Consider the following 15973-nt stretch of genomic DNA (forward strand, 5'->3'; position numbering starts at 1 on the left):
TTTCATTAATGGTGCTGCAGCACCAATGCCAACGACTAAGCGTACGATCGCTTTAGGCCGTGCTGTAGGTCAATTCATCAAGTCTTTAAACCTTGAAAATGAACGTGTCCTTGTTTTAGGTACAGGTGGTCTGTCTCATGATCCACCAACACCACAAATGGGTTCATTGCTACCAGAAGTTGAAGAATTCCTGATTGCAGGTCGTAATCCAAGCTCTGAAGCACGTGAAGCAAAAATTATTGCAGTCGGTCAAAAATTGGCTGCTGGTGATACCTCTGTTGCCGTTCCACTCAGCCCTGAATGGGATATCGCATTGCTTGAAAAATTCAAGAATGCTGATTTTGCTGCGATGGAAGCAATGACAGAAGCTGAAATCCGTCGTGACGGTGGTCGTGGTGGTCAAGAAGTTCGCTCATGGATGGCTGCATTTGCTGCCTTAAATGAAATTGGCGAATACGACATGACAACACACTGCTATGAAGACATCAGTGAATGGATTGCAGGCTTCGGTATCGTATCTGCAGAGCTAAAAGGTTAATTTACACATGAGCAACATCGAAACCATCGTGATAGTGGGTGCTGGCCAAGCTGGTGCAAGCGCAATCCTAGAACTTCGTGCTAACAAATTCGAAGGTAAAATCATTCTGATTGGTGATGAAACGCATCTTCCTTATGAGCGTCCGCCACTGTCTAAAGACGTGATTTTGCGTCCTGAAGAAACCAAGATCGAAATTTTGTCAGAAGAAAAACTGGCAGAACTTGGGGTTGAAACCATCCGTGGCAATGGCGTGCAAAAAATTAACGCTGAAGCTAAAACGGTTGAACTTCAGAATGGTGACGTTGTTGCTTATGACAAATTGCTTCTTGCAACAGGTGGTGCGGCACGTCGTTTGCCAAACTTCGATGCACTTGGCAAACACGTTTATACGCTGCGTAACCTTGAAGACTCACAAGCTTTAGTTCCGGTATTACAACCAGGTCGCCGTTTAATCTTAATCGGTGGTGGCGTAATCGGTCTTGAGCTTGCTTCATCTGCACGTTTTAAAGAATGTGAAGTGACCGTGATTGAAATGGGTCCAATGGTGATGGGTCGTTCATCGCCACGCATCCTGAGCGAATTCTTACTTGAACAGCAAAAATTAGCAGGTGTGGATGTTCGTCTTTCAACTTCAATTGCAGACTGCAAATTGGATGGCGAAGAAATCGTGGTGACATTGGGTGACGGCGAAGAACTTCGTGCAGATGCTGTAGTGTACGGTATTGGGATTGTGCCAAATGCACAATTGGCTGTAGAAGCTGGCCTGGATGTTGATTTCGCGATTAAAGTGAATGAAAACTGCCAGACTTCAAATGCAGACATTTATGCAGCGGGTGATGTGGCAACTCAACTTCGTAACTGCGGTAACCACCGTCGTGTCGAAACCTGGGAAAATGCCAACCTGCAAGCAGGCATCTTTGCGCGCCATGTGATGGGCGTTGAGCATCCGACTCCAAATCCAGCATGGTTCTGGACAGATCAGTTGGACATCAACTACCAGTTCGTGGGTGACATGGCTGCTGCTGAATGGCAAGTTCGCGGTGAAATCAATCCAGAGCTTCGCGCTGAATCATCATTCGTGATGTTTGGTGTGACTGATGGCGTTATTGTTGGCGGTATTACGGTGAATGCGGCAAAAGAAATGCGTCACCTGAAAAAGCTGATCAGCAAGAATGCAGCGTTTGAAGCAGACAAATATTTAGATCTCAGCCAGGATCTTCGTAAACTTGTGAAATAACTTTGTTTTATTGATAAGTTTACAAAAGGGCAGACCTTGGGCAACTTGGGTCTGCTTTTTTATGTCTGTCAGATTGTGCTGTCATGACCTCACATTCTATTGTGATTTGAAATGGCTTTGTGTAGGTTTGGCTTACTTTTCAAAGATGAAAAGTAATAAAAATCTTTTGCTAAAGTGAGGATATATCCCTATATCCCAGTTTAGCGGCGGCATCCCTGCCGCCATCAGTATTGTCGATTGTGGATTTGAACGAGAAGTTAGTTCAATTCTTTCTAAAAAAATTTAATTGAGTCTTTTATGAATTCAAATTCATCTCCCATGCTGGTGACGGCAAGTATTTATGCCTTGCTGGTGCTGATCTGGGCAGCAACGCCACTGGCGATTGTCTGGAGTATTGCTGAAGTTCATCCGATGTGGGTGCTGATTATTCGTTATTTCGGCGCTTCTCTGCTGGCGTTGGTGATCTTGGCAGCGATGCGTAATCCATTGCCCTTTGACCGAACCTCAATGATGAGCTATGTGGCAGGCAGCCTGAATCTGATTGGCGCGCAACTGTTTATCTATCTGGCGGCGAACTATTTAACCTCTGGCTTAATGGCGCTTATCTTTGGTTTCTCACCGCTGGTTGCAGGTTTGATCGGACATGTCATTTTGAAAACCAATCGTCTGATTTGGCTACAATGGCTCGGTATGGCAGTTGCCGTCGGTGGTTTAAGTTTTGTCTTTGCGGAGTCAGCAGATAGTAAGGTGAATCCGTGGGGCGTGGTCCTGATGCTGATTAGCATGGTGTCTTATATCAGCTCGATTTTCTGGGTGAAGCAGATCAATGCGCCATTAAAACCGATGTCCCAAGCCACCGGTTCTTTGATTGTTTCCTCATTGGGATCATTGCTAATCATTCCATTTATCTGGCAATCTTTCCCAACACAAATGCCAAGTATGCAGGCGCTGTTCGGCTTTGGTTTTACCATGATCCTGTCTTCGATTGTGGCGATGCTCTGTTACTTCTGGCTGATTCGCCGTTTAGCCGCGTCCACCGTATCCCTCAGTAATGTGATGACGCCAATCATTGCCCTGATTCTCGGTGCAACCCTGAATAACGAAGTGATCAGCAGTCATGCCTTTGCCGGAATTGCCGTGGTGATGTTCGGGATCGTGATGTACTTCTGGAAAGAATGGCGCGAGCAGTATTTTTCTAAATCTTAAAATAGATTGTTCAAGTTAAATTCAGACCTAAAAGGAAGCTTTGGCTTCCTTTTTTATTTTTGCAGTTTTAGATGCAGAATTGGGTAGGGATTACCTTCAGCATCGGTTTCTGAACGGCTGATGATCTCGAAACCATGTTTTAAATAGAAAGCAATCGCATTAGGGTTGTGCTCATTCACATCAACTTCAGTCACACCCAGAGCAAGAGCATGTTGCAATAACTGGCTGCCAATACCTTGCCGGAAGGCCAAAGGGGAAATAAATAGCATTTCCAGTTTGCTGCCAGCAATGCCCATAAAGCCTAGAATCTACTGCTGATGTTCCACATGGAACAGTTGCACCTGAGCAAAATAACTATGCTGAATAATCTGCTGGCGAATCTTCAGGACCTGCGCGTCATTTAGGAAATGATGCGAAGCCCGGACGGACTGCTCCCACAGTTCTAGGAGCTGAGGATGACGATCGGCAGAAGTAGGGACAATCACAGCTATGAAGATTCCGATTAAAAATGAGAACAACAAAACAATAAACAATTTATCGCAGCAGTTTATTAAGATGCAAAGAGATAAAATGAAAAATCAAATAGATCCATCTGTTTGAGAAAAAAATTAGGACAAATTTGAATGTCGTCTGAATCGAATAAAATTGTGGTATATGCAGCGCTGTTTGGTAATCTGGCAATCGCGCTGGTGAAATTTGTCGCAGCCTATATCACCAACAGTTCTGCCATGCTGAGTGAGGCGATTCACTCGGTTGTTGATACACTGAATGAAATTCTGCTGCTGTATGGTATGAAAAAGGCTGAGCAGCGCCCTGATGCCTTGCATCCTTTCGGCTATGGACGTGAACTGTACTTCTGGGCCTTTATCGTGGCCTTGATGGTCTTTGCTCTAGGTGCCATTGTGTCGATCTATCAGGGCATCCAGCACATTATTCATCCTGAAGAAATGCAGGATCCGATGATCAACTACGTGGTGCTCGGTATTGCCATTCTATGTGAAGGTTTTTCATGGTTTGTCGCATTGAAAACATTCCGAAAAATGAAAGGGAAAATGGGCTATTTTGAAGCCTTTAGACGCAGCAAAGACCCAACAACCTTTACCGTGTTATTTGAAGATACAGCTGCATTGATCGGTCTGTTTATTGCCTTGACCGGTATCTTCCTGGCACATCAACTGAATATTCCTGAGCTGGATGGCGCAGCTTCAATTCTGATTGGTGTTGTGCTGGCGGTATCGGCCTGGTTGCTGGCACGTGAAACCAAAGGCTTATTGCTAGGTGAAACAGCAGATCCTAGACTGCGTGAAAATGTACTTAACATTGCCCAGCAGGATACTGCGGTCTATAGCGCCAATGGGGTGCTGACTGAGCAAATGGGCGCGCATCAGGTGATTGCCTCCTTAAGTCTGGAATTCAAAGATGATCTGACTTCTGATGAAATCGAAGCTTGCGTCAACCGGATTGAAGCGCAGATTAAACAGCTACACCCTGAAATTATTACTCTGTTTGTGAAACCTCAAACCAAAGCCGTATGGCTGGAACGGACTCAAGGTCGTATTTAAGGAAGTGAAGATTTCAGCAGATAACTTTCGTCGGATAGTCAGGAGGGCATCAAGCGTGATTACATGAATACGGAATAAAAATTTAGGTCATGAAATCATGTACAGTCAGGTATGGAGTGAGAATTGTCGGATGAATATCGATCATTCTCCTGTCTTTTTGGAAAGAAGAATGGACACAAACTTGATCTCGAGTATTCATTTTTTTAGAAGCTTTTCATCGGTTTTAGTCTTTCCATGGGCTCGATGTTTTGCTAAAAATAACAAAAACATAAATGAATCTTAGGCACGTATTTCATACTATGCTGAAATACCGAAGTATATAAGTTTGTATGCGATTTAAAGAGATGCTCCGTTTGAAAATTCCAGGTGGATGCTGTCTTGCATATAACAAATAATAAATAGTGGATATTTATGCAAGATCTTTTCAAGACTAAAAAATTTCAGCTTGAGACTGAGTCCAGTTGGAAACATCTCTGGTCCAAGCCGGTATTTGATTATCTACATTCCGATCATTTTGATGGTGAGCGGTTTAAGAATCTGGAGCATCATTCGCTCGAGCAGAGTCGCTTTGACTTGTATAAATGGTTATTCACCAGAAAATCCAGAACTTGGGAAGTAAATCTGGAACAGGAACGTGCCGAGTTTTTTTCACGTCCGCGTGCTTTACCACAAAATCGGCCGGAAGCCACTTTAGATGACTGGCAAATCTGGTTTATTGGGCATGCTACCGCTCTGATCCAGATCGGGCCGTATAATTTTCTGACTGATCCGGTCTGGTGTGAATATGCCAGTCCTTCTGCATCCCGAGGGCCACAGCGCGTCATTCCTGCTGGCATTGCCCTGGATGAGCTGCCGCATATTGATGCCGTATTGCTCAGCCATAACCATTATGATCATATGGATCTGGCGACCTTGGCCTGGCTGCATCAGACCTATCAAATGCCGATCTATACCGGCCTTGGTAATGGCTGGTACCTGCCTAAAGACTATAATGTCATTGAAATGGACTGGTGGGAAAATGCATTTTTTGAAGATATCCAGATTGTCTATTCGCCAGCACAGCACGCTTCAGGACGTGGAATGCGTGACCAGAACTGCGCATTATGGGGCGGTTTTTCCTTATTGAATGGCAAGGATCATTGCTATTTTGCTGGGGATAGCGGCTATGCGCCGCATTTCAAGGAAATTCGCAAACGCCTTGGACCACCACGAATTGCGCTGTTGCCGATCGGTGCCTATGAACCGCGTGAACTGATGCGCAATATTCATATGAATCCGGAAGATGCTTTTCATGCCCATCAGGACTTAATGGCACGTTGTTCTATGGCCATTCATTATCGGACCTTCCAGCTCACCGATGAAGCACGTGACCAGCCTGAAAATGAATTGCAGCATATTATCCAGCATTCCTCCAAGCTGATTAACCCGTTTTACTGTATTCGTGAGGGCAAACGGATTATTGTCTAAGGGCTTAAGATCACTCCTGTATAACGATTGAGTCGTTAGCTAGCATATAGAGTAGCTCTCATTTGTATAGGATTAAATCCTATGCTGAAGGGTACAGGTGCCAATCGTGGTGGAAACAAGCATGGCATACTGACTGATCGGGTGGGTATGTTGAGCAATGATTTCTTCGTGAATCTGATGGATATGAAAAAGATCTGGGTACCGGTAGAAGAACCTTTTTGAAATCCGTGACCGTCAAACACATGACCTGAAATGAACTGCAATTCATATTCCTAATGCTTTAATTTAACACCAATAAAAAAAACCACCCTCGGGTGGTTTTTTATTCGCTCAGTTCAAGCTAAAAAACTTAGAGAAAGCTTGGTAGGCCTTTAGCTGGATCAGTTGCTCGAGCCATCTGGGCATCAGCTACGCTCATCCCAAGAGCTTGAGCAATACCTTCACCATAGGCGGGATCACAGGCATAACAGTTACGGATATGACGGTACTTGATGAAATCAAGTGCATCACCCATTGCGGCTGCGGTATTATTAAATAGAGCCTGTTTCTGCTCATCATTCATCAGGTTGAACAGGGCACGTGGCTGGCTGAAGTAGTCATTATCATCTTTGCGATAATCCCAGAAATCTGCATCACCCGTGATTTTGAGGGGGGGCTCTCTGAATTCTGGCTGTTCCTGCCACTGGCTGAAACTGTTCGGCTCATAATGCGGCAATGAACCATAGTTGCCATCCATACGGCCCAAACCATCACGGTGATTTGAATGTACCGGGCAACGTGCGGCATTGACCGGAATCTGGGCATGATTCACACCTACACGGTAACGCGCTGCATCAGCATAATTGACCAAACGTGCCTGTAGCATGCGATCCGGTGAATAGCTGATACCTGGTACCAGATTGCTTGGCGCAAAAGCGGCTTGTTCTACGTCCTGGAAATAGTTTTCCGGATTACGGTTCAGCTCAAATTCACCTACTTCAATTAGTGGATAATCACCTTTCGGCCAGACTTTGGTCAGGTCAAACGGATGATAAGGCACTTTCTCGGCATCTGTTTCAGGCATGATCTGAACGTACATTTTCCATTTCGGATAATCGCCACGTTCAATCGCATCAAACAGGTCGGTTTGACTGCTTTCACGGTCTTTAGCAATCAACTCTGCTGCCTCAGCATCAGTCAGATTCTTGATACCTTGCTGGGTACGCATATGGAATTTTACCCAAAAGCGTTCATTTTGGGCATTGATAAAACTGTAGGTATGACTGCCGAAACCGTGCATATGACGATAGCCGGCTGGAATCCCACGATCGGACATTACGATGGTAACTTGATGTAGTGCTTCCGGCAATAAAGTCCAGAAATCCCAGTTATTGGTGGCGCTACGTTTATTGGTTTTCGGATCACGTTTTACTGCTTTGTTTAAGTCAGGAAATTTACGTGGATCACGCAGGAAGAATACCGGTGTATTGTTACCGACTAGGTCCCAGTTCCCTTCTTCGGTATAGAATTTCAGGGCAAAACCACGAATGTCACGTTCTGCATCAGCTGCACCGCGTTCACCAGCGACGGTCGAAAAACGGGCAAAGAGTTCAGTTTTTTTACCGACTTCCGAGAAAATTTTTGCACGGGTATATTCGGTAATGTCATTGGTTACGGTAAAGGTACCAAATGCACCTGAACCTTTTGCGTGCATACGGCGCTCAGGAATCACTTCACGAACAAAGTTAGCCAGTTTTTCATTCAGCCATAAATCTTGGGCCAGCAATGGGCCACGGCTACCTGCCGTCATACTGTTCTGGTTGTCGACTACAGGTGCGCCAGCTTCAGTAGTCAGATGGGTGACAGGGCACTTTTTCATATCTTGGCTCATATTTCTCTCCAAGCGTTGAGAATTTTATTCGTTATTCCAGCATTCAAAAAAATCATCTATAAGCGCAGGAATAACATTAGGGGCTTTATTTCCAACAGATTTTTAATTAAGTGAGTTGTTGAATTGGGTGTTTTGGCAATAAGTTTGGTTTTTCTGTAACTTCAGAAAATACTGCCTAAATGAATAAAAATTAAGTCATTGAAAATAAATAATCTAATTTGAACATAAGATATTTCTAGAAATGTGACAATGTTAAAATATGCAAATTTTTCACTCAGTTTAAAATGATTAAGTAAGAAAATCAGAATTTAAGATGTCTTCTCTAAGTCAGAAAAATGCTTCAATATCTCTTTTAGATTTCATTAGGTTTTATTAAATATTTATTAAGTTATTAATTTTATAAATATTTTTTAAATAGAAAGATTTAAGGATTAAAATTCAAGGATTAAACAGGTAGTTAAATCAGCATTCTCTTGCTCACAATTTTCTGATTTTTACAGCAAGAATATCTACCAAATTATCTATTTTCTGGAAAATATTTAAGTCCTGATCTGCTTGAAAATTGGCCAGTCGCCCTTATAATCATTTCACATCCCGAGCGGATCATTTCCTTAGCCCAAATTAAACAGAGAGCAAGATGGCAAAGAAAAAAGCTGTAGAGGCAGTCATGCCAAACTTCGTGGCCAAACATATGCATGAAGTCAATAAAAGCCAGGTTTTTGTAGATCGGAAGAAAAATGCAAAACGTGGTTATACCAAGCACAAACAAGGGCGATATCAACAAGATGATCGCCCTTTTTTATGGGCAGCTTAGGGCGGCCAGGAAGAAGTGGATCTGTTCTGGACGGGAGCTGATTTTAAGGGATTCTGTGGGGTATAGTTAAAAGATGAATTTCTTTTCGAAGAATGCGGTGAGTTTTGTCGGGTAGTTGAAGAAGCTTCTTCGGGAAACATATTTTGAAAAAAACGGGGCAGGGTCGCAGAACTCGAAGATCTATTTGGATCAGCATCAGCCATAGGCCGAGTCTGCTGAAAACTGGCAAATTTTCCTAGCTGTTGCCGATACAGTTTTGCGGCAATGACCGATGGATCATTCTTGCCTAAACGCCGTTGCTGGGTACGAGAAATTTCAATTCCCCATAAGGGACAGGCTTTAGGACGTTCAGTTTCACGGATATACTGGTGACTCGAGCTGGTATTGATACGATCATGAGAAGATGTATATCTGGATTTTTGTGAACGTAAGGCCGGTGCAACAATAATAAAATAAAACGCTGCAGCCAGCATAAGCAGGATAAGCACAAATTCCATAAGTACCTCGACTAATGCAGAGGAACCTGGAAAAGTTCCTCCTTAAGCGCTGACCATACGGGTGGTGGATTTCACCATATCTCCTAAACCATGTGTTCTAAAATAATGCTCCATCCAGCTTTTTACCATGAGTGGATTGTCCAGTTTTAGTACATGTTTGAGTAATTCCTGTGCATCAGGCATCGGTACATGACAAATCGTTTTTCGGACTCTCAAAATATTGCTAGAACTCATGGACAGGGTATTGAATCCCATGGCCATTAATAGTACGGCCGATAGAGGATCACCGGCCATTTCACCACAGATACTGATCGGTTTGTTATTATGGTGACAATCCTCTACCAGACGGGTCAGGGCACGCAGGATCGCTGGATGTAAGTGTGAATAGACATTGGCCACACGTGGATTATTACGATCTACGGCAAGTAAATATTGAGTCAAATCGTTAGAACCGACCGAGAAGAAATCGACCAGTTCAGAAAATTCATCAATCTGATGCAGTACGCTTGGTACTTCGACCATAATTCCGATTTGCGGTTTGGTAATTTTGACCTGCTCTTCTTCCTGAACGGCATAATGATCACGCTCTAACAGATACAGTGCTTCTTCAACTTCACTGACACTGGTCACCATCGGCAGTAGGATATGCAGATTGTTCAGGCCAATACTGGCTTTTAGCATGGCGCGAATCTGAGAAGAGAAGATTTCAGGATGATCCAGGGTAAAGCGGATACCGCGCCAGCCCAATGCTGAATTTTCTTCCTCAATCGAGAAATATGGCAGGTCTTTATCTGCACCAATATCCAGCGTTCGCATGACTACCGGTTTATTGGCAAAGTGACTCAGTTGCTGCCGGTAAATGGCACGTTGTTCCTCTTCTCCCGGGAAGCGGTCACGTAGCATGAACGGGATTTCCGAACGGTATAGGCCAACACCTTTGGCACCACGCTGTACACCACGAACCACATCAATCATCAGGCCGGTATTTACAAACAGACGTACAGCGGTACCATCTGGCGTAATTGCATCTTTGGTCTCGTATTGACGTAGATCTTTGGCAATCTGTTCTTCTTCTTTCTGAATTTCTTTATAGCGGGTACGCAGACGACGTGGTGGATTGATAAAGATACGGCCCTGATGCGCATCGACAATCATCTCGACGTCATCCAGGGTATTGATGGGCAGTTCAGTCACACCCACGACAGTCGGAATACCGAGTGCGCGTGCCACAATCACCATATGTGAATTCATGGCACCTTCAGTGGTGACAATCGCTGCAATCTTATCGACAGGCAATTCTACCAGTGCAGCCGTTGAAATTTCTTCACCAATCAGGATGCTTTCATCGGTCAGTTCGCGATGGCTTTCATCGGCTTCCTGTAATTTGGCCAGAATACGGCGTCCCAGATCTTTTAGATCAGCGACACGTTCACGCAGGTAATCATCCTCCATCTGGGCAAACTGCGCCACATGGTTATCAATCACGATGCGAACCGCACCTTGTGCCCAGTGACCATCACGAATCAGTGCTTTAATCTCCGATGGTAGGGCATTTTCATCCAGCATACGCAGGAACACACTGAACAGGGCACGCTCTTCGGCCATCAGCGCATCCTGCATCTTGTCATCTAGGAACTGAATTTCTTCACGTACCGAATTTAAGGCATTATCCAGCAAAGCCAGTTCTTCGCTAATATCATCCGCTTCACGATCCGGAACAGCGCCCAGATCTGCAGGTGGATAAAGCACAATGGCACGGCCGAGTGCAATACCGCCAGAACCCGATACGCCCTGGAAGGTTTTATATGCCGGTAAATTATTTGGCTTGCGGAATACATCAATATTGCCGACTGCATGGGCGTGAGCGATTACGCCCGAAAGCTGGGCACATAGCGTAACCAGGAACGATTCAGCCGCTTCACTAAAATCCTGGGATTCTTTATTTTGGACCACCAGTACGCCCATGACCTTACGGCGGTACATGACCGGAACGCCCAGAAAGGAATTATAAATTTCTTCGCCCGTTTCCGGTAAATACAGGAAACGATCATGCTTAGGGGCATTGTCGAGGTTAACGATTTCCTCACGCTGACCCACCAGACCAACCAGACCTTCACCGGTATGTAGAGACACATGACCGACAGCTTCAGGCTTCAGGCCTTTAGATGCCATCAACAGATAGCGCTGGTTGCGTTCATCGAGCAGATAAATGGAGCAGACATCCACATGCATGGCCTCAGCGACCTGATTGACCATAATATCGAGTGATTCATGCAAACTGGTAGACGCATTAATCTCTTGGACAATGCGTCTAAGGGTATCCAGTTGCATATTCGACATGGGAGCTGCTCCGTATTTTTTTAGAAGTCCGGTAATTTAGTTTATTTATAACAATAGCCGAGCAAAAAATCTGCACATGCACGCGATTTTTTTAAGGTTTTTGTTGTGGTAATTGCTGACAGAGTTCAATCATGGCCTTGCGATAAACATCGCGTTTAAAATTCACCACTTGGCCTAATGGATACCAGTAACTGACCCATTGCCATTGATCAAATTCGGGCGGATCGGACAGATCAAGTTGAATGTTCTGTACGGGCGCCGTCAGTTTGAGTAAAAACCACTTCTGTTTTTGACCGATACATACCGGATCTGAATCCGTGCGAATGTATCGATACGGCAAACGATAACGCAACCATCCTTTGGTCTGTGCGATAATCTGGACGTGTTCAGGCAGTAAGCCAACTTCTTCTCTCAGCTCACGATAAAGTGCCTGCTCAGGGGTTTCTCCATATTGGATACCTCCTTGTGGAAATTGCCATGCATTATGACCAATGCGTTTTGCCCATAAAACCTGTCCAGCATCGTTTGCCAAAATGATCCCGACATTCGGTCGGAAACCTTCTGAGTCGATCATTTGGCTACCTAAAATTGTTTAATTTATGCCTTTGCTTTCGGGGAATATTATTTCTTTATCCAACTCGAAAAAAAGCAAAGTTTAAAAATGTTAAAATTGCTATGATCTTAACGAATTTCTATCGACTAGCGGAGATAGATTTACAATTTTTTTCTTAAATTTCAGTTTTTACGAGTATTTTCATGAAATTGGCGCTATTTGATCTCGATCACACACTGTTAAACACCGATTCGGATCATTCCTGGGGGGAATTCCTGGTCAATGAAGGCCTGGTGGATCCCGTTCATCACCGCGCCATGAATGACAAGTTCTATGAGGACTATAAAAAGGGTCAACTGGATCCTTATGCCTATAATGAATTTGTATTCCAGTTTTTGACTCAACATGACCATGATTATCTGACCGAATTACATCAACTGTTCATGCAAAAAGTCATTCGCCCACAGATGCGTCCGGAAGGTTTTAAAGCGATTCAGCGCCATAAAGATGCAGGGCATGAAATTGTCGGCATTACTGCAACTTCGGACTTTATTACTGCACCGATTTTCCGTGAGTTTGGGATTACTGAAATTATTGCCACAAATGCTGAAGTCGTTGATGGTAAATATACCGGTAAGGTGACCAATATTGCCTGCTATCAGCAAGGTAAACTGACCCGTCTGGAACAATGGCTGGCAGGTCGTGATGTGACCGAGTCTTGGGCTTATTCAGATTCAATCAATGACCGTTTTCTGCTGGAACATGCAGATCATGCCATTGCTGTGAATCCGGATGATCGTCTGGAAGCACTGGCCAAAGAACAGGGCTGGGAAATTCAGGACTGGTCGATTTAAGCAGTTCGTTCGATTTAATCAGGCACAACTTCGGTTGTGCTTTTTTATAAGCAGAAGAGGGTACTTTTTGACATGCCCGTTGCTGAATAAACATGCTATGCTCAGAGTAAATAAAGCAAGTCGACAATAACGATAGCAAGCGCTGAGGTAATGAAAATGACCCAAGTTAGACCGCGTATGACTCATCTATTTGCACAGTTAGGTCTGGATTCAAGTGCAGAAAGGATTGCCCAATTTATTCATGAGCATCAATTACCCAAAGATGTAAACCTGATGGAGGCGCCGTATTGGTCAGATGCACAGCGCCAGTTCCTGGCTGAAAAAATTGCTTCAGATGGAGAATGGGCCATTGTGGTGGATCAGCTCAATGAATCTCTGCATGAGGATGCCACTAGCGGAATTGAGTAGTGAACAAAAAGCCAATCAACTGATTGGCTTTTTCATTTTGGAATTATCGTACCCTTTTCCATAAAGTTATTTGGGACAGGGTATGTTGATATTTACGCGCTGTTTCTCGGATCACAAAAGGCACATCCACAGGTTCGTCCAGCATTTCAAAATGTGGACTTAGCAAAGCTTTGATACCCTCTAAGGTACTCAGGTTTTCTCCCGCCTGCTTAAATCCGCCGATCCATTCACTGCGTGCTGTATGTTCTTCCAGCCAGGTATAAGGCGAGGCTAGCATCAGGATTCCGCCCATATTCAGCCGATTATGAATCTCACTTAGAAAAGCTTTAGGATGATGCAGACGATCAATCAGGTTGGCTGCCAGAATAAAATCATAATCTTTAAACTGTGGTTTCAGGTTGCAGGCATCGGCCTGATAAAACTCGACCTTATTGGCAACCTGTTTAAGTTCAAGTTCTGCCAGTGAGCAGGATTTATATTCCACCAGTTCACCCTCAACAGGAATGCTATAGCGCAGGGTCTCTCCTTGCGCCAGCACCACACCTTGCTGAATAAAACGGGCTGAAAAGTCTAAACCTGTGACCTGATCAAAATCTTGGGCCAGTTCAAAGCTGGCGCGTCCGGTGGCACAACCGATATCCAGCGCTTTATGACACGGAATATTTTGAAAATAAGGACGGGCCAGTTGAATGAGACTTTGGGCAAAGTTTGGAACAGCAAAATATTCCACCCCATACTGGAATTCCAGATATTGGGAAATCAGCTGATCACTTTCATATTGAGAGTGAAACTGCGGTGATGTCTCTTCCGCGGCAACATAGCGAAAACCGGCATGCTGGAAAAAATGTCGCCGGAACGCATAGCGTGAACTGTGCAGGGCTTCATTACCGGCTGAAATCCAGGAACCGCCTTTAATCAGATGATGTTGGCCATCGAAGGTTGGGGTACTAAAATCATCATAGAAAGGATGGACTTGAAAGCCTTCGAAAGGATAAATCGGGGTCTCGGTCCATTGCCAGACATTGCCCTGAACATCATAAAAATCGCCATGCTGAAAATGATCCACCGGAAAAGAGTTAGGGCCATATTTTAATTCAATATTGGCTTGCTCAGGACTTGGTAATTTTGGATCCAGCCCTGAAACTGCATATAGTCGATACCATTCATCCTCAGTGGGCAGACGAATGGATTCTCCGGTCTGTGTTGATTTCCAGTTACAGAAAGCTTTGGCTTCATGATAATTCACTTCGACTGGCCAGTCCCAAGGCATTGGAACTTCTTCCAGCATCAGTCTTAAGGACCAACCCAGTTCCGTTTTGACCCAGAAGGTAGGATGTGTGGCTTGAGAAAATGCTAACCATTGCTGGCCCTCTTCAGTCCAGTAGTCAGCTGTCTGATAACCTTCTGCTTCAACAAAGGCTAAAAACTCCTGATTGGATACCAGATATTTAGAGGCTTCGAATTCTGCAATTTCGGCATGATGGTGGCCGTATTCATTGTCCCAGCCATAAAAAGCATGTTCGAAATTTTTATGTAAATTGACCTGACCTGCCGGTATCTTTACCAGACTATTTTCAGGCGCAATACCGGTAATGACATTGGCACGCCACTGCGGATGATTCTGTACATAACGTAACTGATGCTGGCGAATTAAAACTGAAGAGGTTTCCAGATGAATCCGTTCATGCTCAATGCCCATGATGATGGTCCACCAGGGATTGTGCCAGTTCAGTGGAAGTTGTAGCGGCGCATGTTCTATCACTTTCAAGACCAGGGCACGCACCTGATGCCGGTAATCACGTACCGCCTGAATGCTAGGCCAGTGATAGTTCTGTTCATCCAGATCATCCCAGCTCATTTCATCTACACCAATCGCGAAGATACTTTCCAGATGCGGATTTAAACGTTCCGGGATCAGTTGAGCCAGCAACAGCTTATTGATAAAAAAAGTGGCAGTATGACCAAAATAAAAGATCAGTGGATGACGTAAGGCAATCGGTTTGTCATAAAAGGCTTCTTCATTTTTCAGACAGTCAAACAGTTGCTCATAGGTGTCAAAGGTATTTAGAAAATAATCACGTAATACGGCACGCGCTGTCGGTTCATCTTCAAAATCAAGGTTGGGAGTCGGGTGTAGCGTTGGTTTAAGCGGTTTCCATAAACCCATTTCTTCGAGCAGGTCATGAGAAGAAGATAATAAAGTTTTGGAATCAGAAGATTTGATCTGCATTCTGTGCTTCCTTGAATACGTTTTAATTTTTCATCTTCAGGAAAATGAATTTGATACTTTTAAAAGTACTTGAAAGGAAGCAACTGATGCGATGTATTTAGGTAACAAAATGCTGCATCGATATCGATGCAGCAGAGAAATGTGAAAATTAATTTTAAATTGACGGGCCTTGCATCAGTTGAACCAATGCTTCAGCCGCCTTCGATTGAGTACGACCCGGATGCCAGACCATACCGAGCTGACGGTTCATTTCCAGATTCAGATCCAGTTCTTGCAGGTCATGGTTGACCAGGGTTTTGGGCAAGACTGACCAGCCTAAACCAATCGAAACCAGCATCCGGATGGATTCAAGCGGGTTATTGCTCATGGTCGTTTTCGGCTTGATGCCCTGCTTTTC

At 44.3% G+C, this 15973-nt stretch carries 15 protein-coding genes and 2 pseudogenes; 9 read left to right on the forward strand and 8 right to left on the reverse strand.

Annotation, left to right across the window (positions count from 1 at the left end; genetic code table 11):
* From B4J23_RS04655 to B4J23_RS04665, 3 genes and pseudogenes are all read left to right on the forward strand, one after another.
* Positions 1 to 538: pseudogene (locus tag B4J23_RS04655) on the forward strand (3-carboxyethylcatechol 2,3-dioxygenase); the annotation flags it as partial.
* A gap of 7 nt (positions 539 to 545) precedes the next feature.
* On the forward strand, positions 546 to 1775 hold the full coding sequence (gene hcaD / locus B4J23_RS04660; protein WP_291358944.1) for a 3-phenylpropionate/cinnamic acid dioxygenase ferredoxin--NAD(+) reductase subunit: 1230 nt from the start codon (positions 546 to 548) through the stop codon (positions 1773 to 1775).
* Positions 1776 to 2072: 297 nt separating this feature from the next.
* Positions 2073 to 2981, forward strand: coding sequence for a DMT family transporter (locus B4J23_RS04665; protein WP_291358946.1), 909 nt, complete (start codon positions 2073 to 2075; stop codon positions 2979 to 2981).
* A 53-nt stretch (positions 2982 to 3034) separates the two neighbouring features.
* On the opposite strand, the gene B4J23_RS04670 is transcribed toward B4J23_RS04665, so the two are convergent.
* Positions 3035 to 3277: a GNAT family N-acetyltransferase gene (locus B4J23_RS04670; RefSeq protein ID WP_291358948.1), complete on the reverse strand. Its 243-nt coding sequence runs from the start codon at positions 3275 to 3277 to the stop codon at positions 3035 to 3037.
* A 12-nt stretch (positions 3278 to 3289) separates the two neighbouring features.
* A complete protein-coding gene (locus B4J23_RS04675; RefSeq protein ID WP_291358950.1) occupies positions 3290 to 3466 on the reverse strand; it encodes a hypothetical protein in 177 nt (58 codons plus the stop codon).
* A gap of 138 nt (positions 3467 to 3604) precedes the next feature.
* On the opposite strand from B4J23_RS04675, the gene B4J23_RS04680 reads away from it, so the two are divergent.
* The 3 genes and pseudogenes from B4J23_RS04680 to B4J23_RS04690 all read left to right on the forward strand — a co-directional run.
* On the forward strand, positions 3605 to 4543 hold the full coding sequence (locus B4J23_RS04680) for a cation diffusion facilitator family transporter (protein WP_180167885.1): 939 nt from the start codon (positions 3605 to 3607) through the stop codon (positions 4541 to 4543).
* Between the two features lie 411 nt (positions 4544 to 4954).
* Entirely contained in the window at positions 4955 to 6010 is a 1056-nt protein-coding gene (locus B4J23_RS04685; RefSeq protein ID WP_034704696.1) for an MBL fold metallo-hydrolase, read from the forward strand.
* An 84-nt stretch (positions 6011 to 6094) separates the two neighbouring features.
* Positions 6095 to 6214: pseudogene (locus B4J23_RS04690) on the forward strand (catalase-peroxidase 2); the annotation flags it as partial.
* A gap of 145 nt (positions 6215 to 6359) precedes the next feature.
* On the opposite strand, the gene B4J23_RS04695 reads toward B4J23_RS04690, so the two are convergent.
* Positions 6360 to 7880: a catalase gene (locus tag B4J23_RS04695; protein ID WP_004781832.1), complete on the reverse strand. Its 1521-nt coding sequence runs from the start codon at positions 7878 to 7880 to the stop codon at positions 6360 to 6362.
* Between the two features lie 637 nt (positions 7881 to 8517).
* Here B4J23_RS04695 and B4J23_RS04700 point away from each other — a divergent pair.
* On the forward strand, positions 8518 to 8694 hold the full coding sequence (locus B4J23_RS04700; protein WP_004781833.1) for a DUF7230 family protein: 177 nt from the start codon (positions 8518 to 8520) through the stop codon (positions 8692 to 8694).
* On the opposite strand, the gene B4J23_RS04705 is transcribed toward B4J23_RS04700, so the two are convergent.
* The 3 genes from B4J23_RS04705 to B4J23_RS04715 form a co-directional block, all read right to left on the reverse strand.
* Positions 8691 to 9191, reverse strand: coding sequence for a hypothetical protein (locus B4J23_RS04705; RefSeq protein ID WP_291358958.1), 501 nt, complete (start codon positions 9189 to 9191; stop codon positions 8691 to 8693). The genes B4J23_RS04700 and B4J23_RS04705 overlap by 4 nt on opposite strands.
* Positions 9192 to 9233: 42 nt before the next feature.
* Entirely contained in the window at positions 9234 to 11531 is a 2298-nt protein-coding gene (gene ptsP, locus B4J23_RS04710; protein WP_291358960.1) for a phosphoenolpyruvate--protein phosphotransferase, read from the reverse strand.
* 91 nt (positions 11532 to 11622) lie between these two features.
* The gene (locus B4J23_RS04715) at positions 11623 to 12105 is read right to left on the reverse strand and encodes an RNA pyrophosphohydrolase (protein ID WP_004781838.1); all 483 of its coding nucleotides are present in this window, start codon (positions 12103 to 12105) and stop codon (positions 11623 to 11625) included.
* Between the two features lie 182 nt (positions 12106 to 12287).
* Here B4J23_RS04715 and B4J23_RS04720 point away from each other — a divergent pair, with 182 nt between their 5' ends.
* A complete protein-coding gene (locus tag B4J23_RS04720; RefSeq protein WP_034702389.1) occupies positions 12288 to 12938 on the forward strand; it encodes an HAD family hydrolase in 651 nt (216 codons plus the stop codon).
* A gap of 156 nt (positions 12939 to 13094) precedes the next feature.
* Positions 13095 to 13346 (forward strand): DUF2789 domain-containing protein, encoded by a 252-nt coding sequence (locus B4J23_RS04725; RefSeq protein ID WP_291358964.1) that lies wholly within the window; start codon positions 13095 to 13097, stop codon positions 13344 to 13346.
* A 43-nt stretch (positions 13347 to 13389) separates the two neighbouring features.
* Here the strand turns inward: B4J23_RS04725 and ovoA are convergent, their stop codons facing one another.
* Positions 13390 to 15513 (reverse strand): 5-histidylcysteine sulfoxide synthase, encoded by a 2124-nt coding sequence (gene ovoA / locus B4J23_RS04730; protein ID WP_291358968.1) that lies wholly within the window; start codon positions 15511 to 15513, stop codon positions 13390 to 13392.
* 217 nt (positions 15514 to 15730) lie between these two features.
* Positions 15731 to 15973 (reverse strand): LysR family transcriptional regulator substrate-binding protein (locus B4J23_RS04735; protein WP_291358966.1); only part of this gene is annotated, 243 nt, incomplete at its 5' end.

It is taken from the genome of Acinetobacter sp. UBA3025 (assembly GCF_002367915.1).
GTDB lineage: Bacteria > Pseudomonadota > Gammaproteobacteria > Pseudomonadales > Moraxellaceae > Acinetobacter.

Excerpts from the sequence above, each read along its gene's own strand:
- B4J23_RS04720 (WP_034702389.1), top strand. The coding sequence starts at position 12,288 with ATGAAATTGGCGCTATTTGATCTCGATCACACACTGTTAAACACCGAT.
- B4J23_RS04725 (WP_291358964.1), top strand. The coding sequence starts at position 13,095 with ATGACCCAAGTTAGACCGCGTATGACTCATCTATTTGCACAGTTAGGT.
- hcaD (WP_291358944.1), top strand. The coding sequence starts at position 546 with ATGAGCAACATCGAAACCATCGTGATAGTGGGTGCTGGCCAAGCTGGT.
- B4J23_RS04680 (WP_180167885.1), top strand. The coding sequence starts at position 3,605 with ATGTCGTCTGAATCGAATAAAATTGTGGTATATGCAGCGCTGTTTGGT.
- B4J23_RS04705 (WP_291358958.1), bottom strand. The coding sequence starts at position 9,191 with ATGGAATTTGTGCTTATCCTGCTTATGCTGGCTGCAGCGTTTTATTTT.
- ptsP (WP_291358960.1), bottom strand. The coding sequence starts at position 11,531 with ATGTCGAATATGCAACTGGATACCCTTAGACGCATTGTCCAAGAGATT.
- B4J23_RS04700 (WP_004781833.1), top strand. The coding sequence starts at position 8,518 with ATGGCAAAGAAAAAAGCTGTAGAGGCAGTCATGCCAAACTTCGTGGCC.
- ovoA (WP_291358968.1), bottom strand. The coding sequence starts at position 15,513 with ATGGGTTTATGGAAACCGCTTAAACCAACGCTACACCCGACTCCCAAC.
- B4J23_RS04665 (WP_291358946.1), top strand. The coding sequence starts at position 2,073 with ATGAATTCAAATTCATCTCCCATGCTGGTGACGGCAAGTATTTATGCC.
- B4J23_RS04715 (WP_004781838.1), bottom strand. The coding sequence starts at position 12,105 with ATGATCGACTCAGAAGGTTTCCGACCGAATGTCGGGATCATTTTGGCA.
- B4J23_RS04695 (WP_004781832.1), bottom strand. The coding sequence starts at position 7,880 with ATGAGCCAAGATATGAAAAAGTGCCCTGTCACCCATCTGACTACTGAA.
- B4J23_RS04670 (WP_291358948.1), bottom strand. The coding sequence starts at position 3,277 with ATGGGCATTGCTGGCAGCAAACTGGAAATGCTATTTATTTCCCCTTTG.
- B4J23_RS04685 (WP_034704696.1), top strand. The coding sequence starts at position 4,955 with ATGCAAGATCTTTTCAAGACTAAAAAATTTCAGCTTGAGACTGAGTCC.